The organism is Alistipes muris, from assembly GCF_943193205.1.
Taxonomy (GTDB): Bacteria; Bacteroidota; Bacteroidia; order Bacteroidales; family Rikenellaceae; genus Alistipes; species Alistipes muris.
Window position 1 is genome coordinate 11,384 of the sequence record NZ_CALPDD010000010.1, and the last position, 24,639, is coordinate 36,022.

General features: G+C 62.1%; 21 protein-coding genes. 15 read left to right on the top strand and 6 right to left on the bottom strand.

The genetic code is table 11. The features are described from left to right. Position 1: 1 nt before the first annotated feature. The 3 genes from NFR47_RS06610 to NFR47_RS06620 are packed head-to-tail and all read left to right on the top strand — an operon-like array spanning position 2 to position 3,269. Positions 2-1,411, top strand: a complete 1,410-nt coding sequence (locus NFR47_RS06610) for a complex I subunit 5 family protein (RefSeq protein WP_251214783.1) — start codon at positions 2-4, stop codon at positions 1,409-1,411. Further along, positions 1,408-2,937, top strand: a complete 1,530-nt coding sequence (locus NFR47_RS06615; RefSeq protein WP_251214784.1) for a hydrogenase large subunit — start codon at positions 1,408-1,410, stop codon at positions 2,935-2,937. Before NFR47_RS06610 ends, NFR47_RS06615 begins: the two co-directional genes overlap by 4 nt. Beyond that, positions 2,934-3,269: a PAS domain-containing protein gene (locus NFR47_RS06620; RefSeq protein ID WP_251214785.1), complete on the top strand. Its 336-nt coding sequence runs from the start codon at positions 2,934-2,936 to the stop codon at positions 3,267-3,269. The genes NFR47_RS06615 and NFR47_RS06620 overlap by 4 nt, the downstream gene beginning before the upstream one ends. 92 nt (positions 3,270-3,361) lie before the next feature. On the opposite strand, the gene NFR47_RS06625 is transcribed toward NFR47_RS06620, so the two are convergent. Continuing rightward, on the bottom strand, positions 3,362-5,209 hold the full coding sequence (locus tag NFR47_RS06625; protein WP_251214786.1) for a pectinesterase family protein: 1,848 nt from the start codon (positions 5,207-5,209) through the stop codon (positions 3,362-3,364). A 215-nt stretch (positions 5,210-5,424) separates the two neighbouring features. After that, a complete protein-coding gene (locus NFR47_RS06630; protein WP_251214787.1) occupies positions 5,425-6,429 on the bottom strand; it encodes an ROK family protein in 1,005 nt (334 codons plus the stop codon). Positions 6,430-6,608: 179 nt separating this feature from the next. Here NFR47_RS06630 and NFR47_RS06635 point away from each other — a divergent pair, with 179 nt between their 5' ends. The 5 genes from NFR47_RS06635 to NFR47_RS06655 all read left to right on the top strand — a co-directional run bounded on the left by NFR47_RS06635 (position 6,609) and on the right by NFR47_RS06655 (position 13,573). Further along, positions 6,609-7,580 (top strand): polyprenyl synthetase family protein, encoded by a 972-nt coding sequence (locus NFR47_RS06635; RefSeq protein WP_251214788.1) that lies wholly within the window; start codon positions 6,609-6,611, stop codon positions 7,578-7,580. A gap of 112 nt (positions 7,581-7,692) precedes the next feature. Continuing rightward, positions 7,693-8,943 (top strand): peptidase U32 family protein, encoded by a 1,251-nt coding sequence (locus tag NFR47_RS06640; protein WP_251214848.1) that lies wholly within the window; start codon positions 7,693-7,695, stop codon positions 8,941-8,943. Positions 8,944-9,094: 151 nt separating this feature from the next. Continuing rightward, the gene (gene secA, locus NFR47_RS06645) at positions 9,095-12,388 is read left to right on the top strand and encodes a preprotein translocase subunit SecA (protein ID WP_251214789.1); all 3,294 of its coding nucleotides are present in this window, start codon (positions 9,095-9,097) and stop codon (positions 12,386-12,388) included. Between the two features lies 1 nt (position 12,389). After that, positions 12,390-12,827, top strand: a complete 438-nt coding sequence (locus tag NFR47_RS06650; RefSeq protein WP_251214790.1) for a deoxycytidylate deaminase — start codon at positions 12,390-12,392, stop codon at positions 12,825-12,827. A gap of 14 nt (positions 12,828-12,841) precedes the next feature. Further along, a complete protein-coding gene (locus tag NFR47_RS06655; protein ID WP_251214791.1) occupies positions 12,842-13,573 on the top strand; it encodes an SDR family NAD(P)-dependent oxidoreductase in 732 nt (243 codons plus the stop codon). A gap of 76 nt (positions 13,574-13,649) precedes the next feature. Here NFR47_RS06655 and NFR47_RS06660 read toward each other — a convergent pair whose 3' ends face one another. Then, positions 13,650-13,964, bottom strand: a complete 315-nt coding sequence (locus NFR47_RS06660; RefSeq protein ID WP_338022844.1) for a winged helix-turn-helix transcriptional regulator — start codon at positions 13,962-13,964, stop codon at positions 13,650-13,652. A 128-nt stretch (positions 13,965-14,092) separates the two neighbouring features. Here NFR47_RS06660 and NFR47_RS06665 point away from each other — a divergent pair, with 128 nt between their 5' ends. Then, positions 14,093-14,989: a radical SAM protein gene (locus tag NFR47_RS06665; RefSeq protein ID WP_251214793.1), complete on the top strand. Its 897-nt coding sequence runs from the start codon at positions 14,093-14,095 to the stop codon at positions 14,987-14,989. A gap of 47 nt (positions 14,990-15,036) precedes the next feature. Here NFR47_RS06665 and NFR47_RS06670 read toward each other — a convergent pair whose 3' ends face one another. Both NFR47_RS06670 and NFR47_RS06675 read right to left on the bottom strand, forming a co-directional pair. Further along, positions 15,037-15,318: a winged helix-turn-helix domain-containing protein gene (locus tag NFR47_RS06670; RefSeq protein ID WP_251214794.1), complete on the bottom strand. Its 282-nt coding sequence runs from the start codon at positions 15,316-15,318 to the stop codon at positions 15,037-15,039. Beyond that, positions 15,305-16,021, bottom strand: a complete 717-nt coding sequence (locus NFR47_RS06675) for an MFS transporter (RefSeq protein WP_251214795.1) — start codon at positions 16,019-16,021, stop codon at positions 15,305-15,307. The genes NFR47_RS06670 and NFR47_RS06675 overlap by 14 nt, the downstream gene beginning before the upstream one ends. A gap of 709 nt (positions 16,022-16,730) precedes the next feature. Between NFR47_RS06675 and uvrB the strand changes: the two genes are divergently transcribed. Further along, entirely contained in the window at positions 16,731-18,773 is a 2,043-nt protein-coding gene (gene uvrB / locus NFR47_RS06680) for an excinuclease ABC subunit UvrB (protein ID WP_251214796.1), read from the top strand. Between the two features lie 568 nt (positions 18,774-19,341). Here the strand turns inward: uvrB and ispE are convergent. Further along, positions 19,342-20,151 (bottom strand): 4-(cytidine 5'-diphospho)-2-C-methyl-D-erythritol kinase, encoded by an 810-nt coding sequence (ispE, locus tag NFR47_RS06685; RefSeq protein WP_251214797.1) that lies wholly within the window; start codon positions 20,149-20,151, stop codon positions 19,342-19,344. Between the two features lie 67 nt (positions 20,152-20,218). On the opposite strand from ispE, the gene NFR47_RS06690 reads away from it, so the two are divergent. The 5 genes from NFR47_RS06690 to NFR47_RS06710 are packed head-to-tail and all read left to right on the top strand — an operon-like array spanning position 20,219 to position 24,554. Then, positions 20,219-21,196, top strand: a complete 978-nt coding sequence (locus NFR47_RS06690; protein ID WP_251214798.1) for a GSCFA domain-containing protein — start codon at positions 20,219-20,221, stop codon at positions 21,194-21,196. Between the two features lie 37 nt (positions 21,197-21,233). Beyond that, positions 21,234-22,793 (top strand): alkaline phosphatase family protein, encoded by a 1,560-nt coding sequence (locus NFR47_RS06695; RefSeq protein WP_251214799.1) that lies wholly within the window; start codon positions 21,234-21,236, stop codon positions 22,791-22,793. An 8-nt stretch (positions 22,794-22,801) separates the two neighbouring features. Continuing rightward, positions 22,802-23,233, top strand: a complete 432-nt coding sequence (locus NFR47_RS06700) for a SufE family protein (RefSeq protein WP_251214800.1) — start codon at positions 22,802-22,804, stop codon at positions 23,231-23,233. A 3-nt stretch (positions 23,234-23,236) separates the two neighbouring features. Further along, the gene (locus tag NFR47_RS06705) at positions 23,237-23,557 is read left to right on the top strand and encodes an iron-sulfur cluster assembly protein (RefSeq protein ID WP_251214801.1); all 321 of its coding nucleotides are present in this window, start codon (positions 23,237-23,239) and stop codon (positions 23,555-23,557) included. A gap of 1 nt (position 23,558) precedes the next feature. Further along, positions 23,559-24,554 carry a DUF2851 family protein gene (locus NFR47_RS06710; RefSeq protein ID WP_251214802.1) on the top strand — a complete coding sequence of 332 codons (996 nt, stop codon included), beginning with the start codon at positions 23,559-23,561 and terminating at the stop codon, positions 24,552-24,554. The last annotated feature ends 85 nt before the right edge of the window (positions 24,555-24,639 follow it).

Consider the following 24,639-nt stretch of genomic DNA (forward strand, 5'->3'; position numbering starts at 1 on the left):
CATGACCATTCCCATACTCACGTTTCTGCTTTCGGGGCTCGCCGCCGCTTCGGCGCTGGCAGCCCGCAGCCGCCGCGCCGTCCACTTCGCAGGGCTCGTCTTCTACCTCGTCCAGGCCGCTTTCGCCGCGTGGCTCTTCGCCGCCGGAGGTTACGGTTCGGCGGTCGGGACGCTCTTCGCGTTCGACGCCGCAGGGTCGTTGTTCTACCTGTTGCTCGTCGTCGTTTCGTTCTGGGTCTTCCACCATTCCGAGACTTACCTCTCCGAGTGCGACCTGCGGCAGACCCGCACCTACTTCGCCCTCGTGATGCTGCTCACCGTGGCCATCGCGGGCGCTTACTTCGCCGCCAACATGGCCGTGACCTGGATTTTCCTCGAAGCCACCACCCTCTGTTCGGCAGGCATCATCTACCACCGCCGCACGGCGCAGACGCTCGAAGCGGCCTGGAAATACGTCTTCGTCTGCTCCACGGGCATCGCCATGGCCTACCTCGGCATCCTGCTGCTGGCCGCCGCCACCAAGTGCGAGTCGCTCTCCTACGGGGCGGTCGCCGCCGTCGCCGCGCAGGGCAATCCGCTCTACCTCAAAATCGCGTTCCTGCTCATCCTCTGCGGTTACAGCTGCAAGATGGAGCTTTTCCCGCTCTACACCGTGGGCGTCGACGCCAATTTCGCCGCTCCGGCTCCCGCCGCCGCGCTGATTTCGACCGGGCTCGTCAACGCCGGCTTCCTGGCCATCCTGCGCGTCTACCGCCTGTTGGCCGGAACCGAAGTCTTCGGGTGGGCGAAGTCCGTGCTGCTGTTGGTGGGCGTCCTGTCGCTCGCCATTGGGGCCCTGTTCCTGCGCCGCACCAACAACTACAAGCGCTTCCTCTCCTACTCCACGGTCGAGAACATGGGCATCGCCGCCATCGGACTGGGCATCGGCGGCGCCGGGGTCTGGGCCGCCGTCTTCCATGTAGTCTGCCACACCTTCGTCAAGAGCAGTCTTTTCCTCCAGATGGGGGTCGTGCGACAGGTCTACAACGGCTACCGCATCAACCGCATCGGCGACTACATCCGCATCAACCGCGTCGGGGCCGTCGGACTGCTCGTCGGCATGGTCGTCGTGATGGCCTTTCCGCCCTCGCCGCTCTTCATCTCGGAGCTGATGATTCTGCGCGAAAGCATCGCCGCCGGCAAATGGTGGCTCGTGGGGTGCATGCTGCTGCTCCTTTGTATCGTCATCTATTCGTTCTGCCTGCGCATGCTGCGGCTCTGCTACCAGCCCAACCAGGACGAGCTGCACCCCTCCAAGGCCGACAAGGCCCTTTCGTGGTCGGCTCTCCTGCTGCTGCTGGCTGCCGTGGTGCTGGGGCTCTGGCAGCCCGAAGCACTGCGCACGCTCATCGACCAAATCGCCCTCCTATGAACTGGCTTATAACCGACAACACCGCTCCGGCCGCAGCCCTCGGCAAGATTCCCGAGGTGAGCTATGCCGACTTTTATAACGACCTGGCCGCCAAACTCGCCGACGTGCGCTACCACGTGGCCCATTATTTCGCCCTGCCGTCCGGCGACCGCCTGCGTTTCTTCTGCCTGCTGCTCGATGACAACACGGGGCAGGTGCTCCTCGCTTCGCACGCGATGGGGTATCACGACGAAACGGCATTGCCGTCGCTCACGGCCCTGCACCCGGCGCTCCATCCTTTCGAGCGCGACATCGCCGAACGCTACGGCGTGCGGTTCGACAGCATGCCGTGGCCCAAGCCGCTGCGTTTTCCGTTCGACCGCTTCGACCGCAGCAGTTCGATGGACAACTATCCGTTCTACACCATGAAGGGCGGTTCGCTCCACGAAGTCAACGTCGGGCCCATCCACGCGGGCATCATCGAGCCCGGAGCATTCCGCTTCATCTGCAACGGCGAGCAGGTGCTCCACCTCGAAATCGCCTTGGGCTACCAGCACCGCGGCATCGAACATCTGTTCGAGCACACCGACAACCTCCTGCGCCGGATGTGCCTGGCCGAGACGGTCGCGGGCGACAGCGCCGTAGCACACGCCACCGCTTTCGCCGAGGCCGTCGAAAAGCTCACCAAGCGCGAGCGGCCCGCCGAGCTGGAGCGCGAACGCACCGTAGCCCTCGAACTCGAACGCATGGCCATGCAGATTGCCGACACGGGCGCCCTTTCGATGGACGTCGGCTACCAGCTGGGACAGGTGGCCTGCGAAGCGCTGCGCACCCTCACCATCAACACCACGCAAGCGTGGTGCGGCAACCGGTTCGGCAAAGGGCTCGTCCGGCCCCACGGCACCGACCACCCGCTCACCCCCGAAAAGGCCCGCATGATTCGCCGCAACGTCGGCGAAATCGCCCGCCGCTACGCCGAGGTGTGCCGCGACATCGAGTCGTCGCCCACCCTTTTGGCGCGGTTCGAGCAGTGCGGCATCGTGCCGCGCGAGGAGATGCAGCGCATCGGCGGCGTGGGCCAGGCCGCCCGCGCCAGCGGCCTCGCGCGCGACATCCGCACCTCCCACCCGTGGGCTTCGTTCGCCAAGTGCCTGCACCACCGGAGCATCGTCCAGCAGCAAGGCGACGTCATGGCCCGCCTGACGGAGCGCTGCCGCGAAGCGGCCCAGTCGGCCGGCTACATCGACCGCCTGCTGGAACTCTACGAACAGAAATACGCCGCAGGGCCCACCCCCTGCCCGGCTCCCGACTACACCGCCGCGCTGGCCCCGTCGTCGCTTTCGTTCGGGCTGGTCGAGGGCTGGCGCGGCGAGACCTGCCACGTCGCCGTCACCGACCCCGAGGGGCGCATCGCCGCCGTCCGCATCAAGGACCCGAGCCTCCACAACTGGCTGGCTCTCGCGCTGGCCGTGCGCGGCGAGGGGATTTCCGATTTCCCCATCTGCAACAAGAGTTTCAACCTCTCCTACTGCGGTCACGACCTATGACAACCCCGGATTTCAGCCGTTGGAACGACGAACTCGACTGCGCCGTCACCGTGTGCGACACCGAAGGCGTCGTCCTCTATCAGAACCGGCGTTCGCGCGAGGTCAACGGCGATGTGCAGGGCCGCTCGCTCATCCCCTGCCACAACGAACGGTCGCAGGCCATCATCCGCCGGCTTCTGGACGAGGGCGGCCGCAACGTCTACACCATCCAGAAGCGCGGCGTGCGCAAGCTGATCTACCAGACCGCCTGGCGTCAGAACGGCGTCGTAGGCGGATTGGTGGAGTATTCGATGGAGCTTCCCGACCCGATGCCGCACTACGTTCGGGAATGATTCCGAAAGATTCTTCGCTCCGCTCAGAATGACAATGAAAGCGGGGAATAATCGGCCGATTATTCCCCGCTCTTGCTATTGGGCACTCCTCGTTACTCCGTCCACTGGGCTTTCTTGGTGTAGCCGCTCAGCACCGTCGCGCGGTCCTTGTAGTGGCTTTCCACATCTGCGGCCGTCAGTCTATAAGCACACGACAGACGCGACGTCAGATCGTAGGCGCCGCCGCTGAGCGTCGTGGTGCCGTACTCCTTCAGTCCGTGCTCGGCCGTCATGGGCGACGGCGTGAACTTCAGTTCGTCGTTCTTGTACCAGCCCTCCTTGGCAATATGGCCGTCCATCTTGCAGTCGACGAACGTCACATTGTCGTTGCTCTTGTCCTCGCCGTGACGCGCCAGCCACGAGGAACCCGCGCTCACTCCAGCGTCCTTGGTCAGCCGGCAGCCCAGGAAGACGAATCCTTTGCGGTAACCGTTTGCCTGGTTGACACGCGCGTTGACAATGTAGGCGCCGCTGTTCATCACCCGGATTTCGCACTGCTCGAACAGGGCCGCCGTGGCACCGCCCCAGATGAAGTCGACGTCGCCCGCCACCAAGCAGTTGTAGAACCAGCAGTAACCTTTCAGATTGAGCGTATCCTGATAGCCCAGGAACTTGCAGTTCACGGCCACCAGCCCGCAGTCGCCGCTGTTGTCGTTGTTGTAGAGCGCTTCGGCCTGCGCACCGGCGCCGCGGGTGTTTTCGAGCGTCAGATTCTCGAAGCGCAGGTTGTCGCACGATTCCACGAGCATCACCCCGCGGCCTCCGGCGTAGCCTATCGCGTCGCCGACCTTGGGCTTGTCGGCATCGTTGCCCGCCACGCTGGTCGAACCGCCGACACCGCCGTTGAGGTCGTCGCCGTTGCAATAGAAAATCCGCACGTCGTCGGGTCCGGCACCCATACCCTTGAGCGTGATGTTGTTGTTATAGCGCATGAACAGCTGTTCCTCGTATTGGCCCGGCAGAATCCGGATTTCGAGCGCCGCATCCTTGCCCAGCCCGTAGCCGTAGTCGAGCGCGGCCTGCACCGTGCGGAAATCGGCATTCTCAGCGCCCACGGTAACCACGGCGCCCCGCGGCTTGGCCTTGGTCGAGAAGCTCCACTCCTTGGCCGCGATTCCGGCGAATCCCTCGGCCGTCAGAGCGCCCTTGTCGATGGTCACATAGTACTCCGTGCCGTACTCCAACACGTCGTAGTGGGGACGAATCGTCACGGTGTTGCCGTCGAGCGTCACAGGTTCGTAGTTGACGATACGGTAGCGCTTCAGCCCCTTGGGACCTATCACGTCGTGCATCGTATTGATGATTTGGTTTTTCTCCATCCGTTCGTGGCCCTTGGCCACTTCCGCCATGTCGATGCGGTCTACCTCCGTATCGTCGTCGGCCCGGAAAATCCGGATTTCACCGCTCGTGCCCAGCGTCGGGGCAGCCTCGAATTCGAGCGTCAGATAAGCGTCCTTGAACGCCCCCGCACCTACCGGGGAGACCGTACACGGACCCAAATCGCCGGGTTCCGGTTCTTCCGGTTCGCCGGGCGTCCCGGTCGTCCGCACCAAGATGACGGTGCGCTCCGCCGCGTCCAACGCCAGGCGGCCGCTTCCGAGCTGCTGGATATGGAATTCGGTGTCGCCGATTCGCAGCGACGCATGCTGCACGTCATAAACATAGGCCACCGCTTCGGCACGGCCTATGGTCACCTCCGTATCGGTGAAAACCCAGAACGTGCCCACGCGGTCGGCATCGGGCGTGTCGCCCTCGATCCACGAGAGGGTTTTCCAGCTGCCCGTCAGCTCAACGGGCTCCGTGAGGGGGGGGGTAGCAGGGTCGTCCTTATCGGCGCACGAGACTGCGCCCGCACCGACGAACAACGACAAAAGCAAGGTCAGAAGTTTGAAACGTTTCATGGTTAAATAAGTATTGAATTAGGTTGTCCGATATGGGTTTCGGTTATCGGTTTACAAAATTAAACCCGGCCCGCTCTCCCGACTTGGACAAATTATTAAAAGGCAGGGATTTTTTCTCCGCACGACCCGTCAATTACCCGCCGTATCAGTTCCGTCTCCAACCAAAAAAGGGCGGGACGCCCTGCGCGCCCCGCCCCGACCGGAAATCCGGCCTTTTATTTCACCAGCTCCTGCCAAATCAGCGCCGAAGCGCCGAGGATGGCGGCGTTCTTGCTCTGAATGCCGCTCGGGAGCAGTTTGACCTTGTTCTTGAAGGTGAACATCATGTTCTCCTCCATGTACCACTGCGTAGGCTCGAAAATCAGCTTGCCCGCTTTCGACAGACCGCCGAACAGGAAAATCGCTTCGGGCGAAGTGATGGTCACCACGTCGGCCAGCGCCCGGCCCAGCATTTCGCCCGTGTAGCGGAACGCCTCCTTGGCCACGGCGTCGCCCTGCTCGGCCGCCACCGAAATCATCGAAGCGTCGAGGTCGGTGAACGCGATGTCGCGCAGCTTGCTCGGCTCGCTCATCGTAGCCATGAGCTCGAAAACCGTGCGCTTGATACCCGTGGCCGACACGTAGGCTTCCAGACAGCCGCGGCGCCCGCAGCCGCACTGACGGCCGTTGCGCTCGACGCACACATGGCCGAACTCTCCGGCAAAACCGTCGTGGCCGTAAATCATCTCGCCGTTGGAGACGAACCCCGACCCCAGGCCCGTGCCGAGCGTAATCATGACGAAATCGCGCATGCCCCGGGCATTGCCGTAGACCATCTCGCCGATAGTCGCGGCGTTCGCATCGTTGGTCATCAGCGTGCGCGCCCCGTTGAAGCACTTGGCAATATCGTCGACCAGCGGGAACACGCGGCGGCTCTCGTCGGGGTTCTTCTCGCCCTCGCGGAACTTCCACAGGTTGGCCGGATTCTCGATCGTGCCGCGGTGGTAGTTGGCGTTGGGGGCTCCGATGCCGATGCCCGTGAGCTCGTACTCGAACGACAGGCTGTCGGCCAGCGCCCGCATCGCTTCGCAGAGGTCGCGCACGTAGGCGGGATAGTCGTCGAAATAAGGATATTTTTTAGTTGAAATGACCGATTCGGCGTAGAGGTCGCCCTGCTCGTCGACAAGTCCGAAAGCCGTGTTGATGCCCCCGATGTCGATTCCGATAGCCAGTTTTTTCATGGGAAAGATAAGATTGTGTTTGGATTTGCTATTTCAAAGGTAAGCAAAAATTCGGGAACTTCAAACTTTTTCGCTATTTTTGGAGCCGATTATGAACGTTTTCGATAAGCCGAGGGCAGAGACCGCTGGCGGGCTTTGCCGAGGCGAGAAAACCTGCATGTAAATGAACCTACGGAAACATGTACACGAACGAGCAGCTGCAAACCCTTATCGAGAATTACCTGGCGCAGACCGAGTTTCCCGCCGAACCGGAACTCCTCTACGCCCCCATCGCCTATTCGCTCTCCGGCGGGGGCAAGCGCCTGCGCCCCATGCTGGTGCTGCTGGCGCACGCCGTTTTCGCCGACAACGTCCAGCAGGCCCTCCCGGCCGCAGGGGCCGTCGAGGTGTTCCACAACTTCACCCTGCTGCACGACGACATCATGGACAACGCCGCCATCCGCCGCGGCAAACCCTCGGTCTTCGCCAAGTGGGGGCAGAACGTGGCCATTCTCTCAGGCGACGCCATGCTGATCTACGCCTACCGGCTGCTGTGCGGACTGCCCGCCGACAAGCTCCCGCAGGTGCTTGCCACGTTCGACGACATGGCGCTCGAAGTATGCGAGGGACAGCAGTACGACATGGATTTCGAGAAGAAGCAGAAAGTTTCGGTCGTCGAATACATGCACATGATCGAACTGAAGACCTCCGCCCTGCTCGCCGGGTCGGTGCTCATCGGGGCCCTGCTGGGCGGCGCTTCGGAGAACGACTGCCGCAAGCTCCGGCGTTTCGCCATCGAGCTGGGGCTCGCGTTCCAGCTGCAGGACGACCTGCTGGACAGCTACGGCGACGAACGCCTGGGCAAGGCCATCGGCGGCGACATCCTGGAGGGCAAGAAAACCTATCTGATGGTCACGGCCATGAGCCGCGCCGACGAAGCCACGCGCAACGAGCTGCGCAGCCTGCTGGCCGACAGCAAGATGCCGGCCGAGCGGAAAATCGCCGCCGTGAAAGCCATCTACGACCGGCTCGACGTGCCCCATCTGACCGAACAGCAAATCGAACTGCGTTTCGAGCGGGCGCTGGCCCAGCTGGAGACCCTTTCGGCCGACCCGGCCCGCACCGCGCCCCTGCGCGAATTCGCCGCCGGACTGATGGGCAGAAACAAATAATTTATAATTAAAAATTCATAATTCACAATCAGAAGCCTGCAATTAAAACGTTTTAGCAAAGTCCGTCCCGCTAAATCATGAATTCTGAATTGTGAATTCCACATTGAACGCAATGCTGCGCAGCGACATCGAAATCATGGCCCCGGTAGGCTCCTACGAGGCCCTGGCGGCCGCCATCCAGGCGGGCGCCGACTCGGTCTACTTCGGCATCGGACAGCTCAACATGCGGTCGGCCTCGGCGGCCAACTTCACCCCCGACGACCTGGCCCGCATCGTCGCCATCGCCCATGAAGCAGGGCTGAAAGCCTATCTGACGGTCAACACCGTCGTCTACGAGGAAGAGATAGCCACCGTCCACGAGGTCATCGACCGCGCCAAGGCCGAGGGGGTCGATGCCATCATCGCCACCGACATGGCCGCCATCCTCTATGCCCGCCGCGTGGGGGTCGAGGTCCACATTTCGACCCAGAGCAACATCTCTAACTCCGAAGCCGTCAAGTTCTTTTCGCAGTGGGCCGACACGGTGGTGCTGGCGCGCGAACTGACGCTGGAGCAGGTGGCGCGCATCCACCGCGAAATCGCCGAGAACGACATCCGCGGCCCGCGGGGCGAGCTGGTCGAAATCGAAATGTTCGCCCACGGAGCGCTCTGCATGTCGATTTCGGGCAAGTGCTACCTTTCGCTCTACGAAACGGGCTGCTCGGCCAACCGCGGCGCCTGCCGCCAGCTGTGCCGCCGCAAATATACCGTCACCGACCAGGAGACCGGGGCGGCGCTGGACGTCGACGGGCAATACGTACTCTCGCCCAAGGACCTCTGCACCATCGACTTCCTCGACCGCTTCGTCGCCGCGGGGGTCCGGGTCCTCAAAATCGAAGGACGCGCCCGGGGCGCCGAATACGTCAAGCGCGTGGTCGAGTGCTACAACCGGGCCCTGCGCGCCATCGAAGCAGGAACTTATACGCCCGAATTCGCCGCCGGGCTCAAGGAGCGGCTGCAAACGGTTTTCAACCGCGGATTCTGGGAGGGCTACTACGCCGGGCGCCCCGTCGCCGAACACAGCACCCACTACGGTTCGGCCGCCACACGGCGCAAGGTCTATGTGGGCAAGGTGACGAACTTCTTCAAGAAACTCTCCGTGGCCGAAGTCCTTGTCGAAGCGGCCCCGCTGCATGCAGGCGAAGAAATCTTCTTCATGGGACCGACTACGGGCGTAGCCGAACAGCGGCTCGACGAACTCCACGGCCCCGACGGCACGCCCGTGCCCTCCGTCGTGCAGGGACAACTGTGCGCCATCCATACGCCCGGACTGATCCGCCGCGGCGACCGGCTCTACAAGTTCGAGAAGTCCGCCGAAGACTGACAATCAGAGAGTAACATAATTTTCCACCTGTCTGCCGACCTCCGCAACCGAAGTTGGCACAAAATTGCCTGTGCCTGCTTGGCGGTTTGAAAAGAAATCACTACTTTTGTAAGATTTCGTACTCCGGAAACTTCCGCAAACAGAACAACCTATGGATATAGTTGCCAGTCTTATCAAGATGGTCTTCGGCTCGAAAGCCGACAAGGACCGCAAGGAAATCGAGCCTTACATTCAGAAAATCAAGGCCGTATACCCCGAAATCGAGGCACTCTCGAACGACGGGCTGCGCGCCCGCAGCGAGGAGCTGAAGCGCCGCATCGCCGACTACATCGCCGCTGACGAAGCCCGCATCGCCGAACTGCGCGCCCAGCTTGAAAAACCAGAGACGACGCTCGGCGAAAAGGAGAAGATTTCCAAGGAAATCGACGAACTGACCAAGCGCATCGACGACCGCATCGAAGAGAAGCTCGACGAGATTCTGCCCGAAGCGTTCGCCATCATGAAAGACACGGCGCGCCGCTTCGCCCAGAACGAGACGGTCGAGGTGACGGCCAACGACTTCGACCGCGAACTGGCCGCAACGAAAGATTTCGTGCGCATCGAGGGTGACAAGGCCGTCTATGCGACCCACTGGCTTGCGGGCGGCAACGACGTGAAGTGGGACATGATCCACTACGACGTGCAGCTCTTCGGCGGCGTGGTGCTCCACAAGGGCAAAATCGCCGAGATGGCCACGGGCGAGGGCAAGACCCTTGTCGCGACGCTCCCCGTGTTCCTCAACGCGCTGGCCAAGAAAGGCGTGCACTTAGTGACGGTCAACAACTACCTGGCCAAGCGAGACAGCGAATGGATGGGCCCCATGTACGAGTTCCACGGCCTGTCGGTGGCCTGCATCGACGACACGCAGCCCAACTCCGACGCCCGCCGCGACGCCTACATGGCCGACATCACTTTCGGCACCAACAACGAATACGGCTTCGACTACCTGCGCGACAACATGGCTTCGTCGCCCAAAGACCTCGTGCAGCGCAAGCACCACTTCGCCATTGTCGACGAGGTCGACTCGGTGCTCATCGACGACGCCCGCACGCCGCTCATCATCTCGGGCCCCGTGCCCAAGGGCGAGGACCAGCTCTTCGAGCAGTACCGCCCGGCCATCGAAAACCTCTACAACCTCCAGAAGAACCTGGTCACGGCGCTGCTGGCCGAAGCGCGCCAGCTTATCGCCGAGGGCAAGAACGACGAAGGCGGCGTGAAGCTCTACCGCACGCACAAGGGACTGCCCAAGTACAAGCCGCTCATCAAATACCTCTCGGAACAGGGCATCAAGGCGCTGATGCAGAAGACCGAAAACGTCTACATGCAGGACAACAACCGCCGCATGCCCGAGATCACGGACGACCTCTACTTCGTCATCGACGAGAAACTCAACTCCGTGGAACTCACCGACAAAGGCCACGAAGCGCTCTCGAAATACTTCAACGAAGACGGGTTCTTCGTCCTGCCCGACATCGGGTCGGAGGTCGCCGAGTTGGAAAAGAGCGACCTCACGGCCGAGGAGCGGGCGCAGAAGCGCGACGCGGTCATCAACGACTACTCGGTCAAGTCGGAACGCGTCCACACCGTCCACCAGCTTCTGAAAGCCTACGCCATGTTCGAGAAGGACATCGAATATGTGGTGATGGACAACAAGGTGAAGATCGTCGACGAACAGACGGGCCGCATTCTCGAAGGGCGTCGCTACTCCGACGGCCTGCACCAGGCTATCGAAGCCAAGGAACATGTCAAGGTCGAAGCCGCGACGCAGACCTTTGCGACCATCACGCTGCAGAACTACTTCCGCATGTACCACAAGCTGGGCGGCATGACGGGTACGGCCGAGACCGAAGCCTCGGAATTCTGGTCGATCTACAAACTCGACGTCGTAGTCATCCCCACGAACCGCCCGGTCATCCGCGACGACCGTGAGGACCTGATCTACAAGACCAAACGCGAAAAATACAACGCCGTCATCGAAGAAATCGTGCGGCTCGTCGGCGAGGGCCGCCCGGTGCTGGTCGGCACCACCTCGGTCGAGATTTCGGAGCTGCTGAGCCGCATGCTCAAACTCCGCGGCATCAAACACAACGTACTGAACGCCAAACAACACCAGTTAGAAGCCCAGGTCGTGGCCGAAGCCGGACGCGCCGGGCAGGTGACCATCGCCACCAACATGGCGGGCCGCGGTACCGACATCAAGCTCACGCCCGAAGTCAAGCAGGCCGGAGGTCTGGCCATCATCGGCACCGAACGCCACGAAAGCCGCCGTGTCGACCGCCAGCTGCGCGGACGCGCCGGACGCCAGGGCGACCCGGGTTCGTCGCAGTTCTTCGTCTCGCTCGAAGACGATCTGATGCGTCTGTTCGGCTCGGGCCGCATCGCCGCCATGATGGACCGCATGGGGCTCAAGGAGGGCGAAGTAATCCAGGCAGGCATGATGACGCGCGCCATCGAACGGGCCCAGAAAAAGGTCGAGGAGAACAACTTCGGCATCCGCAAGCGCCTGCTGGAGTACGACGACGTGATGAACTCGCAGCGCGAAGTCATCTACACGCGCCGCCGCCACGCCCTCTACGGCGAGCGGGTCGAAATCGACCTCAACAACATCATGTACGACTTCGCCGACAACTTCGTGGAGACGCACGAAGGCTGCGACTTCGAGGACTTCCGGTTCGAGCTGATCCGCGAAATATCGGTCGAACCGACCTTCGATGCGCAGACCTACGAAGACGCGAAGCCCGCCCAGCTGGCCGAACTGCTCGTCGCCGACATCCGCGCCGCCTACGAACGCCGCGCCAAGGCCGTGGCCGACACGGTGCGGCCCGTCATGCAGCGCATCTACGAGGACAAGAAAGACCAGCTCGACAGCAACATCTATTTCCCCATCACCGACGGCCACTTGGGCTACAACGTGCCGGTCAACCTGCGCCGCTGCAAGGAGAGCGACGGGGCCGAAATCTACAAGGTCTTCTCCAAGGTGGTCATGTTCACCACCATCGACGACGCATGGCGCGAACACCTGCGCGAGATGGACGACCTGCGCCAGAGCGTGCAGAACGCCACCTACGAACAGAAGGACCCGCTGCTGATCTACAAGTTCGAGTCGTTCGGGCTTTTCTCCAAGATGCTCATCGAGGTCAACCGCGACGTGCTGGCCGTGCTGAACAAGGCTTATATTCCGACACGCGACCAGAACGCCGAAGCCGTGCAGCGCGAGCGTCAGCAGCGCGCCAAGGTCGACGTCAACAAGTTGCAGGCCTCGCGCATGCAGGCCGCCGCACAGGCCGGACAGGGCGAGAAGCAGAAGCCCATGCCCGTCCACGTCGAGAAAAAGGTGGGCCGCAACGACCCCTGCCCCTGCGGTTCGGGCAAGAAGTACAAGAACTGCCACGGAAAAGGGATGTAAGGTGGGTTACAACGAAGAAAAACAGCGGCAGCTGGACATGCGCTACCTGCGCATGGCGCGCATCTGGGCCGAGAATTCCTATTGCGTGCGGCGCAAGGTCGGGGCGCTGATCGTCAAGGACAAGATGATTATCTCCGACGGCTACAACGGCACCCCCTCGGGTTTCGAGAACATCTGCGAGGACGAGGAGGGCAGGACCAAGCCCTATGTCCTCCACGCCGAAGCCAACGCCATCACCAAGGTGGCCAAGAGCGCCAACAACTGCGACGGCTCAACACTCTACATCACCGCCGCACCGTGTCTCGAATGCTCGAAGCTCATCATCCAGGCCGGTATCCGGCGCGTCGTTTACAGCGAGGATTACCGTTCGGAGGAGGGGTTGAACCTGCTGCGCAAGGTCGGCATCGAATGCGTACAGTATTCCGCCGACACACTTTGACAAATTCCGCATCCATGAAGCGTATCGTCATCGTCGGGGCTACCTCGGGGCTGGGGCAGGAAGTGGCCCGGCTCTGCATCGGCGCAGGCTGGCGCGTGGGAGCCGCAGGCCGGAATGCCGAGGCCCTCGCACAGCTCAAGGCACTGGCACCCGCCCAGGTCGAAACCGCAGTCATCGACGTCACACGCGACGATGCCCCGCAGCAGCTCGCCGAGCTGGCCGGGCGTTTGGGCGGCATGGACATCTACTTCCACACCTCCGGCATCGGCAAGCGCAACACCGAACTGACGCCCGACATCGAGCTGGCCACGCTCCGCACGAACGGCGAAGGCTTCGTGCGTATGGTGACTGCCGCGTTCGGCTGGTTCCGCGCACACGGAGGCGGTCATATCGCCGTCGTCAGTTCGGTCGCAGGCACCCGCGGGCTGGGTTCGGCCCCGGCCTACTCTGCCACCAAGCGGATGCAGAACACCTACATCGACGCCCTCGCGCAGCTCGCGCGCATGGAAAAGCTGCCCATCCGTTTCACCGACATCCGCCCCGGATTCGTTGCTACACCGTTGCTTTCGGGCGACGACTATCCGCTGCTCATGCAGCCCGGACCGGTCGCCCGGCGCATTTTCCGCGCCATCCGGCAGCGCAGGCGCCGCATTGTCATCGACAGGCGTTATGCCGTGCTCGTATTTTTCTGGAAGTTGATTCCCGCCTGGCTGTGGGAGCGGCTTCCGGTTCGCAAAAACGCCTGATTTCCGTTGGACGGAAGATAGAAAAACGAGATGTGCCGGAGTGCATCTCGTTTTCAGTTGTGCGGCGGGTCCGGATTCAGCCGTTCTTCTCAGCCCATTCGAGCAGCTGCCGCAGCAGCGGCACCAGCGAACCGCCTTTCGGCGTCAGCGCATACTCCACCCGCGGCGGCACCTCGGGGTAGACCGTGCGGGCCACCAAGCCCGCCTGCTCCAGGTCGCGCACCGTGGCGGCCAGCATCCGTTCCGAGATTCCGCCCGGCACGGCCCGCGTCAGGGAACTGAAACGCAACACGCCCCGTTCGTCCAAGGTCAGCAGGACCAGCAATGCCCAGCGGCTGCCGAAACGCTCGAACAGCGCGCATGCAGGCGACAATGCAGAATTGTTTTCCATTTTTTTCATCCATACAACCGCTTCGGATTCAGCGAAACTATCCTCCGCGTAAGTAGCTGACACGCAGGTGCGTTCTTGTTTCGCACGCCGAATCGGTCTATCTTGCAGCCTACAAAATTACAAAAATTATGACCGACTTGGTACAACAGCATTTCACGGGCACCGTCTGGCGCCCGCCCTACGAAGCCCATTCCGTCCTGTTGCAGGCGACGGTCGGCTGCACGCACCACGCCTGCAAATTCTGTTCGCTCTACGGCGACCTGCGTTTCCGCCTTTCGCCCCCGGAGGAAATCGAGGCCGACCTGCGAAGCATCGCACGCTGCCAGCCGCGCGCCCGGCGTCTCTTTCTGGTCGGTGCCAACCCTTTCGTGCTGAGTTTCAACCGTCTCGTAACGTTGGCCGACCGCATCCGCGACTTCCTGCCCAGAGTGCAGACCATCGGCATGTTCGCCCGGGTGACGGACATCGCTACCAAGAGCGATGCCGAGCTGCGCGAACTGCGTGCCCGCGGCATCACGGGGCTGACCATCGGCACCGAAACGGGCGACGAACCCTCCCTCGCATTCATGCACAAGGGCCACACGGCGGCCGACACGCTGACGCAGTGCCGGCGGCTCGACGCGGCGGGCATCGAATACTATTTCACCTACATGACGGGGCTGGCGGGCGCCGGAAACGGACTGCGGGCGGCCGATGCAACGGCGGCGCTTTTCAACCGCCTGCATCCTTATATCATAGGCATCGTCTCGCTGACGCTCTTTCCCGAAGCTCCGCTGGCCGCCGACGTCGCCGCCGGGCGGTTCGTCGAAGCCGGAGAGCGGGAGCGACTCGAAGAACTCCGCGCATTCATCGCCGCCCTCACCGTTCCCGCCACCTTGATGGGCCACACCGTGTCGAACACCGTGCCGCTGCTCGGGCGCCTGCCCGAAGACCGTGCCCGCCTGCTCCGCGAACTCGACGACGCCCTGGCCCGTTTCGACGAATCGGACCTCGCCGCCTACCGCCGCGGCATCGGCCACCTGTGACCGCGGCACAAAAAAGCGCTTCCGACGGTCCGGAGCGCTTTTTCAAACTACATGTTCAGGTATTCCTTCAAGGTCTCCACATACTCCTCGAAAGCCCGGCGCCCGGCCGCGGTCACCCGGCAGAGCGTCCGCGTCTTCTTGCCGACGAATCCTTTTTCCACCTCGATATACCCGGCTGCCGAGAGCTTGTCGAGCTGGACGCTGAGGTTTCCGGCGGTGGCGCCGGTCTTTTCACGGAGATAGACGAAGTCCGCTTCGGCAAGGTTCATCAGCACGGACATGACCGCCAGCCGCAGCTGCGAATGAAGCAGCGGGTCAAGCTCTTTCATTGCCTTTGCGCGCCAGCCGCCGCATTTCCAGACCGGGAATGATCATCATCAGCACGAAACAATGGATAAAGCACGGCATGACCCACGTCATCGAGAGCTTCACCCCGGAAAAGATGCAGCCCAGCAGCACCATGCCGAAAGCGACGCTGAGGATTCCTCCGGCCACCATGCTGCGGATTTTCAGAGCTGCGCCCGAACCGATGATGCCGAACCCCACCACGAACAGCGCATAAAAGAACATGACCAGCCACGGCGAATTGCCCGTTGTCAGATGGAGAATCGCGCAAACGACGACCCCGGCCGCACCGAGAATCCCGACCGACTTCCAGATGGCGGCGCAGAGCTTGTCGGTATAGGAGAGGCAGCCGCGGCTGCTTTGCTTCACGGCCAACCTGCGATTGAAAAACCAACCGAAGGCCATCAGCGCCCACAGGCCGTTGAATGCAGGATTGCCGGTCGCGGAAACCGCTGCCCATACTACGGTGGCGATGGTCGCCGTGAGGATGCCCCAGTTCAAAAGAATATTGCCGTCGCCGACCTCGAAACGGCTTTTGGTCTCGGAAATCATGCGGGCTATCAGCTCGATGCTCTCCTTTTCGTTGAGTTTCCCGCCTTGGCTGAGTTCACAATCTTCCCTTTCGGGCAGGTTTTCCCCGCCTTGGCAAAGCCCGGACGAATTCGGCTTATCAAAACGTCCATCCATAACAATAATTTTTAATCGGTTTGCAATATAAACTTCACTCGGAAAAGAAAAGAGCAAACCCGCGCGACGCTGCTCCTGCCTAATCTGTATTGCAAATATAAATCGGTTTATTTAATAAACCAAATATTCCGGCAACTTTTTTCATGCGGATGTCCGTTCCTCGCCAGAATAGCAACGGCATAAGAATGAGTTCATAGGGCACAATCCTCCCTTGCGACCGCTCCGGAACGGCTTTTGCCGCTCACACATCAAAAATATCATCCCGAAGTGTCAGTTGCAGCCACTCGAACAGGCGAAATGGTTGTTCCGCAAAGTACAAGAAAAAAGAGAACTGCGAGTTGCTCGCAAAAGTTTCAGGGCCGGAATAGATTCTTCGTCAAGGCGATGCCTTTCCTCAGAATGACAACTTGTTTTAGATTCTTCGTCGGTCTTGCGACCTCCTCAGAATGACAGAAGGGGAGGGCTCTTCAGAATGACAGAGGAAAGGCCACAGAATAACGGGAGGTGCTCGGAATGACAGAGGAAAGACACCTCGGAATGACAGAGGGGAAGAGCTCGGAATAACAAGAGAGACCCTCGGAATAACAAAGCGGATGCTTGAAATAACAAAATGGGAACAGCCCTGCGATGAAGAAACAAAAGAGCGCTTTTCTGCCCGGCGACGAAGAATCGCTATTGTGAATTGTGAATTATGAATTAATTTTGCCCTATGGATTTCCAACTCGTATCGGACTACGCCCCCACGGGCGACCAGCCGGAGGCCATCGCGCAGCTGCTCGGGGCCATCCGCGACGGGTCGCAGCACAACACGCTGCTGGGCATCACCGGTTCGGGCAAGACGTTCACGGTGGCCAACGTCATCGCCGGGCTCAACCGCCCGACGCTCGTACTGAGCCACAACAAGACCCTCGCGGCGCAACTCTACGGCGAATTCCGCAACTTCTTCCCCCACAACGCCGTCGAGTACTTCGTATCGTACTACGACTATTACCAGCCCGAAGCCTATCTGCCGGCGTCGGACACCTATATAGAAAAGGACCTTTCGATCAACGACGAAATCGAGAAGATGCGGCTTCAGACCGTGGCCACGCTCCTCTCCGGGCGCCGCGACGTCATCGTCGTGTCGAGCGTCTCGTGTCTCTACGGCGCGGGCAACCCCGCCGACTTCCACGCCACGGCCATCCACATCGAAGTCGGCCAGACGGTCAACTACAAACAGTTCCTTTACAAGCTCGTCGAAGCGCTCTACACCCGTACCGAGCGCGGGCTGGAGCCCGCCACATTCCGCGTCAACGGCGATACGGTCGACATCATGGCGGCGTTCGGCGAGTTCGGCAACCAGTGTTTCCGGGTCATGTTCTTCGACGACGAGGTGGAGGCCATCTACGCCATCGACCCCGTATCCGGCCAGCGCATCCACGCGCTCGATTCGCTGACGCTCTACCCCACCAGCCTGTTCGTCACCACCAAGGAGCGCATCGCCGCGGCCGTGCAGCAGATTTACCTCGACCTCGGCAAGCAAATCGAGGTCTTCGAGCACGAGGGGCGCACGATGGAGGCGCAGCGCATCAAACAGCGGGTCGAGTACGACGTCGAAATGATTAAGGAACTGGGCTACTGCCCCGGCATCGAGAACTATTCGCGCTACTTCGACGGGCGCGCCGCGGGGACCCGGCCGTTCTGCCTGCTGGACTATTTTCCGCAGGATTATCTGATGGTCGTCGACGAAAGCCACGTCACCATTCCGCAGGTACACGCCATGTTCGGCGGTGACCGCGCGCGCAAGGAGAACCTGGTCGAATACGGCTTCCGGCTCCCGGCGGCCAAGGACAACCGGCCGCTGACATTCAACGAGTTCGAGCAATTGCAGGGCACGACCATCTACGTCAGCGCCACCCCCGCCGACTGGGAGCTGGCCAAAAGCGAGGGGGTCATCGTCGAACAGCTGATTCGTCCCACGGGGCTGGTCGACCCGCCGCTGGAAGTGCGTGTGACGCTCAACCAGATCGACGACCTCATCGAGGAAATCGACAAACGGGTCAAGAACGACGACAAGGTGCTGGTCACGACCATCACCAAGCGCATGGCCGAGGAGCTCTCCAAATATTTCGACCGCGTGGGGGTCCGCAACCGCTACATCCATTCGGACGTCGATACGCTCGAACGCATCCAGATTCTGGACGACCTGCGCGCCGGCATGTTCGACGTGCTGGTCGGGGTCAACCTCCTGCGCGAGGGGCTCGACCTGCCGGAAGTGGCCCTGGTCGCCATTCTCGACGCCGACAAGGAAGGCTTCCTGCGCAACGTGCGTTCGCTCACCCAGATTGCCGGGCGCGCCGCGCGCCATTCGCAGGGCCATGTCATCCTCTACGCCGACACCTGCACCGAATCCATGCGCACGACCATCGCGCAGAGCAACCGCCGCCGCGAAATCCAAGTGCGCTACAACATGGAGCACGGCATTCTGCCCCACCAAGCCCGACGAAGCGGCACGGGACAGAGCGCGCTGCTGGCTACCAAAGCCGCCGCCGAAAGCACCGCCTACCCGTTGGAAGAAAAGCGCTACATGATAGCCGCCGACGTCGAGAAACCTTTCAACGCCGACACGGAACCCTCCCTCGACCAGCAGATCGACCGCGCCCGCGAGGATATGGAACGCGCCGCCAAGTCGCTCGACTTCCTCGCCGCCGCCCGTTTCCGCGACCGCATGTACGAACTGCAGAAGCTCCGCGACGGAAAATCCAAGAAATAAAAGCAGCCCGCAGATGCTGGACGCAGCGCACGGAGAAGGCGTTCGCCCGGTTGCTGTTGTCCAAGGGGTTCACGAGACCCGAGTGGAACCACATGAGCCCCGCGTTGCGGTTGCCTGCGTAGTTGGACGACGAAGACCAAACGTGGCCGCGCTCGCCGACGTAGCCCAAGGCTCCCGTCGAATTGGCGCGGTAGCCCGCAGCAGGCGGTCGGAGCAATCGCTGGAATGAATGGCAAAAAAAATGAATAATGAATAGTTAATAAGGAATAATCGGCAAAGACATAAGAGAACCAATTATTCACTATTCATTCTTAATTATTCATTAAACTAAGTTTTCTGCCAGACTGGGATGAATAACTGACGGCGTATTGAAACGTTTTCGATAAGCCGAGTGCAAAGCCAAGTTTACCTGAGCTATGCCGAGGCGAGAAAACCTGCCTGAAAAGGAACGTTTTAGCGGTTTGTTAAAACGTTTTAACATCCGGTAACCGCCGCCAGCGGAGTGCTGAATCTGCCTTGCCGCGCTGGCGGGAGCCGTAACCCACCGCCACTCCGGGCCCGGCTGCTTTTATTCCATCGGATAAATATAAGACGTGCGCAGCGCCGCGGCCTTCTGCGGGTCGTCGAAAAGCCCGAACACCGCCGAGCCGCTGCCCGACATCGAAGCGTAGAGCGCCCCGGCGGCCAACAGCTCCTCCTTGGCGGCCCGGACGGACGGATGGGCCGCGAAGACCGTCGGCTCGAAATCGTTGATCACCAGCCCCTGCCACTCGCTCACGGGCCGCCGAAGCCGTTCGGAGAGCGGCACCGCAGGCACCCGCGGCGTCACTCCGGCGTAGGCTTCGCGGGTCGAAACGCCCTCGGAGGGCTTCACGATGGCCAGCCACAACCCCTGCAAATCGAGGGCGACGGGCGACATGATTTCCCCGCGTCCGGTGCATAGCTGCGGAACGTTCCGCACGAAGAACGCCGTATCGCTGCCCAGCGCGGCAGCGCAGGCAATCAGTTCCTCCTCCGGCAGCCGGAGCCCGAACAGCTCGTCGAGCGCCAGCACGACCGCCGTAGCGTCGGACGAACCGCCGCCCAACCCGGCACCGAACGGCACCCGCTTGTCGAGCCGGATTTCCACCCCGTCGACCCCATAGCGCTTCCGCATCAGCCGGAAAGCCTTGATACACAGATTGTCTTCGGGGTCGCAGTCCACCGCCAGCCCTTCGGCCCGGAACCCGACGCCCGGAACCTCGCGGCGCGTCACCTCCACCTCGTCGGCCAGTCCCCTGACCGGGACCATGACCGTCTCCAGCTCGTGGTAGCCGTCATCGCGGCGGCGCAGCACGTCGAGCCCCAGATTTATCTTGCAGTTCGCACGCAGAATCATACTGCAAATTAAAAATTAAAAATCAGAAATTAAAAATTTTCGGCCGAATTTCCCCTACCTTTGCCCCATGAAATTCCGCACCGAAATCAACGTCGCGCCGCTGGGTCTCGGGCTCGGCTACGCCGACACCGTGCTGCTGTTCGGCTCGTGCTTCGCCGACGAAATGCGCCGCCGGATGCAGGAGCTGAAGTTTCGCGCCGAGGGCAACTTCACCGGGACGCTCTTCAACCCTGCGTCGGTCGCCGCCCTGCTGCGCCGCGCACAGGACCCGGCACCCGCCACCCTCGCCGAACTCCGGCAGGACGCCGACGGCTGGTGGTTCCACTACGACGCCAACACTTTGCTGAGCGGCCCCGACCCGGCCGCGGTTCTCGGGCGTTACAACGACGCGCTCGACCGCCTGCGCAGGCTCCTGCCCGCCGCCCGCTGTCTTGTCGTCACTTTCGGCACGGCGTGGGTCTACCGGCTCAAGGAGAGCGGCCGCGTCGTCGCCAACTGCCACAAGCAACCTCAGACACTTTTCGACCGTACACGGCTCTCGGTCGAAGAAATCGCAGCCGAATGGTCGCAGCTCCTCGCCGGGCCGCTGGCCAACAAAGAAGTCGTCTTCACGGTCAGCCCGGTGCGCCACCTCGGCGACGGCGCGGAGGGCAATTCGCTCAGCAAAGCTACCCTGCGGGTTGCTGTCGGCGAACTGACCGAACGGTTCGGCCATGCGCACTATTTCCCCGCCTGCGAACTGCTCGCCGACGACCTGCGCGACTACCGTTTCTATGCCGACGACCTGGTCCACCCCTCGCCGCAGGCGGTCGGCTACATCTGGGAGAAGTTCGCCGGAGCAGCCCTCTCGGACGAAGCGCAGGCACTCCTGCCCGAAGTGGAACGCCTTGTGACCCAATCCCTCCACCGTCCCCGCCGCACCGACAGCGACGCGTGGCAGGAACTATGCCGCCGGACCGTCGGGCGGATGGAGGCCCTGCGACGAAGCGCCGGAATCGACTTTTCGCAGGAAATAGCCCGTCTGAACAGCGGAAATTCCCGTTAAATTTCGTAACTTCGGCCTTTCGGAACGACATCGAACGATGAAAAAACTGCTTCTGCTTCTTTTGGGGGCGCTCTGCTCCCTACCCATACAGGCGGCCCGCCCGCGGCTGATCGTCCAGATCGTCGTGGGGTCGATGCGCGCCGAGGACCTCGACCGCTACGCCGGCCACTTCGGCGAAGGCGGGTTCAAGCGGCTTGCCGAAGGGGGCGTCCGCTACGCCGGGGCGCGCTACGATTTCCAGCAAACCACCACGCCCGTGGCGCTGGCCACCCTCACCACCGGAGCCATGCCCTCGACCCACGGGGTCATCGGCTCGCGCTGGCACGACTACACCGACAACAAGACCGTCTGGCTGACCGAAGGGCGCCAGGGCCCCGGACCCTACCAACTCATCGCCCCCACGCTCGGCGAAGCACTGCTGCGCTGCCTGCCCGGCAGCCGCTGCGTGACCGTTGCTGCCGAAGCCGAATCGGCCGTCGTCATGGGCGGCCGCACCGGACAAGTCTACTGGCTCGACCCGCAGCACGCCGGCTGGGCCACCTCCTACCACTATGCGCCCGAACTCCCCGAATGGATCGCCCGCACCAACCGCGAACGCTACAACCTCGCGCTGCTCGCCCCCGAGTGGCGGATGCTCTACGACCGCAACAGCTACCGCAACACCCGCCACTGGGACATTCTCCCGCTGGGCCGCGGCCGCAAGGACGCCGCATCGTCGGGCGCGCGGCGCCTCACGCCCGACAACGACTACGAACGGCTGCTCTACACCCCGGCAGGCAATACGGCGGTGCTGGCTTTCGCCAAGCAGGCCATCGCCCAATGCAAGCTCGGCAGCGACGCGACGCCCGACCTGCTGAACATCTGTCTCGACGCATCGCGCCGCATCGCGGAGGTCTACGGCCCCGAATCGGTCGAGGTGGAAGACATGTACTGCCGGCTCGACCGCGACCTGGCCGACTTTCTGACCTACCTCTTCGCGCAGACCGACGAGCAGGAAGTGCTGGTCGTGCTGACCTCCGACCACGGCACGAGCCCGTCCTACGACCTGGCCGCCCCGGCCGCCGACCGCTTCAATGCACGGCAGTTCGAGGTCATTGTCAACGGCTTTCTCAACGTCCGCTACGGCGTGGGCGACTGGGTCTGCGACTACAATGAAAACTGCATCTGGCTTAATCACAATCTGATATACGAACGCGGGCTGAACCTGGCCGACGTGCAGAACGAAGTGGCGATTTTCGCCATGCAGTTCGGCGGCGTGTCGCACGCGCTGGCTGCCACGGCCATGCGGACCAGCTACTTCGGCAGCGGCTACGCCCGGCGGCTGCAAAACAGCTTCTACCCCCGCCGCTCGGGCGACGTGGTGCTCAACCTGATGCCCGGCTGGATCGAGGAACGCAACCGCTGCCACTCCTCGTCGGGCTCGATGTACGGCTACGACACCGAAGTGCCCCTGCTTTTCTACGGCGCCGGGATTCCGCCGCAGCGCATCCGCCGCCCGGTCGACATGACCTGTGTGGCCCCCACCGTGGCACGATTGCTGGAAATTTCCGAGCCCGCCGCTTCCGAGGGCGAGGTGCTGGAAGAAATCGCAGAATAAACGAGACTATGGACAAAATACAAGACCAAATCATCGAAGAATTTTCGGTTTTCGACGACTGGCTCGACCGCTACGACTATCTGATCGGGCTGGGCGAAGGGCTTCCGGCCATCGCCCCGGAACACCGGACCGAACAATACCAGATCGCGGGCTGCCAGTCGCGGGTGTGGGTCGATGCCCGGCTCGACGACCAAGGGCGCGTGCACTTCGCGGCCGACAGCGACGCCATCATCACCAAGGGCATCATCGCCCTGCTGGTACGCGTGCTGAACGGCCGCACGCCGCAGGAGATTCTCGACACCGAACTCTACTTCATCGACGCCATCGGGCTGAGCGCCAACCTCTCGCCCACGCGGGCCAACGGCCTTGCGGCGATGGTCAAGCAGATGCGGCTCTACGCCCTGGCCTACGCCAACCGGACCGAACCCCGAAACGACTGAACCATGACACCCGAAGAGATATTGAAAGTCGAGCAGGAGATAGTCCTGACGCTCAAAAACATCTACGACCCCGAAATTCCGGTCAACATCTACGACCTGGGGCTTATCTACGAAATCGACTACACGCCCGACGGCACGGCCGAAATCCGCATGACCCTCACGGCGCCCAACTGCCCGATGGCCGACATGCTGGTCGAGGACGTCAACGTCCAGGTGGGCAAGGTTCCGGGAGTGAAGTCGGTCAACGTCGTACTGACGTTCGACCCCGTGTGGGACCGCAGCATGATGTCGGAAGAAGCGCTTCTGGAACTCAACATGCTGTAGGATGGCGCCACGCATTGCGGAAGCCTTGGAACGGCTGCAGGCGGGCGCCTGCAAATATGCCTGCGGCGGTTATCTGACGGGGCTGGAGCCGCTCGCGCGCCACGAAGTCTGCACGGCGCTGGTCTTCGACCGGCTCGGGCGCAAGATGCGCATGGTCGGCGAACTCCACGCCGCGGCGGGCGAGAACTGGAACGAAACGTTCTACCGGCTCTATTTCCGCACCTTGGGCGACCGGCTCAACCTCAGGGCCTACCTGCGGCTGGCCGGACTGGTACCCTACAAGGCCATCCTGCGCGAACGGCTGACGCCCCATGCCGTCGAAGCACTGCTGCTGGGAGCGTCGGGGCTGCTGGCACTCTGCCCCGACGACGAATACACCTCGGACCTCCGCGCGACGTTCGCCCATCTGAGCGCCAAATACGGCATCGACGCGATGCAGCCCGGCGAATGGACGCTCGACGGGCTGCGTCCCGCCAACCACCCGGTGCTGCGGCTGGCGCAGGCCGCGGCATTCTTCGCGCAGGACCAGTTCGTCATGGCGCGGACCCTGGCCTGCCGCACGGAAGCCGACATCCGCAAACTTTTCTGCATCGACGCCCCCGACTACTGGCAGAAACATTGCGCGGCGAACGAGGGGCCCCGACGTCTCGGCGCGTTCAAGGCCCATATCATTGGCATCAACTTGGTGGCGATCCTCCAATTCGCCTACGGCAGCTATACGGGCAAGGAAGCCATGCGCGACAATGCGCTGACGCTGCTGGAACAATTGCCCGCCGAGGAAAACCGCTATGTCTCGGCCTGGAGCAACCGCGGATTCAACCCCCGCAACGCATTCGAGACGCAGGCGCTGCTGCAACTGGCCACCGAATTCTGCATGCCGGGCGCCAACGACCCCGGCCCTGCCGCCCGCCGCTCCGAACCGCCCCGCTGCAACGTCTGCCCCGTCGGGCGGCGGATTCTTCATGCCGTCCGGCAGTCGCTTCCTACGGAAGTGTAGGTCCGAACAAAGAAACGTCGGCCACCTAACAAACAATCGGCCCTGCGCCCGCAAAAAAACAATCGGCCCCTTTGGAGCCGACTGC

What these genes read in the sequence shown, in the direction of transcription:
- NFR47_RS06665 (WP_251214793.1), top strand. Translation starts at nt 14,093, where the DNA reads ATGACCGACTTGGTACAACAGCATTTCACGGGCACCGTCTGGCGCCCG.
- NFR47_RS06635 (WP_251214788.1), top strand. Translation starts at nt 6,609, where the DNA reads ATGTACACGAACGAGCAGCTGCAAACCCTTATCGAGAATTACCTGGCG.
- NFR47_RS06620 (WP_251214785.1), top strand. Translation starts at nt 2,934, where the DNA reads ATGACAACCCCGGATTTCAGCCGTTGGAACGACGAACTCGACTGCGCC.
- ispE (WP_251214797.1), bottom strand. Translation starts at nt 20,151, where the DNA reads ATGATTCTGCGTGCGAACTGCAAGATAAATCTGGGGCTCGACGTGCTG.
- NFR47_RS06675 (WP_251214795.1), bottom strand. Translation starts at nt 16,021, where the DNA reads ATGGATGGACGTTTTGATAAGCCGAATTCGTCCGGGCTTTGCCAAGGC.
- NFR47_RS06710 (WP_251214802.1), top strand. Translation starts at nt 23,559, where the DNA reads ATGGCGCCACGCATTGCGGAAGCCTTGGAACGGCTGCAGGCGGGCGCC.
- NFR47_RS06670 (WP_251214794.1), bottom strand. Translation starts at nt 15,318, where the DNA reads ATGAAAGAGCTTGACCCGCTGCTTCATTCGCAGCTGCGGCTGGCGGTC.
- NFR47_RS06705 (WP_251214801.1), top strand. Translation starts at nt 23,237, where the DNA reads ATGACACCCGAAGAGATATTGAAAGTCGAGCAGGAGATAGTCCTGACG.
- NFR47_RS06690 (WP_251214798.1), top strand. Translation starts at nt 20,219, where the DNA reads ATGAAATTCCGCACCGAAATCAACGTCGCGCCGCTGGGTCTCGGGCTC.
- NFR47_RS06610 (WP_251214783.1), top strand. Translation starts at nt 2, where the DNA reads ATGACCATTCCCATACTCACGTTTCTGCTTTCGGGGCTCGCCGCCGCT.
- NFR47_RS06630 (WP_251214787.1), bottom strand. Translation starts at nt 6,429, where the DNA reads ATGAAAAAACTGGCTATCGGAATCGACATCGGGGGCATCAACACGGCT.
- NFR47_RS06660 (WP_338022844.1), bottom strand. Translation starts at nt 13,964, where the DNA reads ATGGAAAACAATTCTGCATTGTCGCCTGCATGCGCGCTGTTCGAGCGT.
- secA (WP_251214789.1), top strand. Translation starts at nt 9,095, where the DNA reads ATGGATATAGTTGCCAGTCTTATCAAGATGGTCTTCGGCTCGAAAGCC.
- uvrB (WP_251214796.1), top strand. Translation starts at nt 16,731, where the DNA reads ATGGATTTCCAACTCGTATCGGACTACGCCCCCACGGGCGACCAGCCG.
- NFR47_RS06700 (WP_251214800.1), top strand. Translation starts at nt 22,802, where the DNA reads ATGGACAAAATACAAGACCAAATCATCGAAGAATTTTCGGTTTTCGAC.
- NFR47_RS06655 (WP_251214791.1), top strand. Translation starts at nt 12,842, where the DNA reads ATGAAGCGTATCGTCATCGTCGGGGCTACCTCGGGGCTGGGGCAGGAA.
- NFR47_RS06615 (WP_251214784.1), top strand. Translation starts at nt 1,408, where the DNA reads ATGAACTGGCTTATAACCGACAACACCGCTCCGGCCGCAGCCCTCGGC.
- NFR47_RS06625 (WP_251214786.1), bottom strand. Translation starts at nt 5,209, where the DNA reads ATGAAACGTTTCAAACTTCTGACCTTGCTTTTGTCGTTGTTCGTCGGT.
- NFR47_RS06695 (WP_251214799.1), top strand. Translation starts at nt 21,234, where the DNA reads ATGAAAAAACTGCTTCTGCTTCTTTTGGGGGCGCTCTGCTCCCTACCC.
- NFR47_RS06640 (WP_251214848.1), top strand. Translation starts at nt 7,693, where the DNA reads ATGCTGCGCAGCGACATCGAAATCATGGCCCCGGTAGGCTCCTACGAG.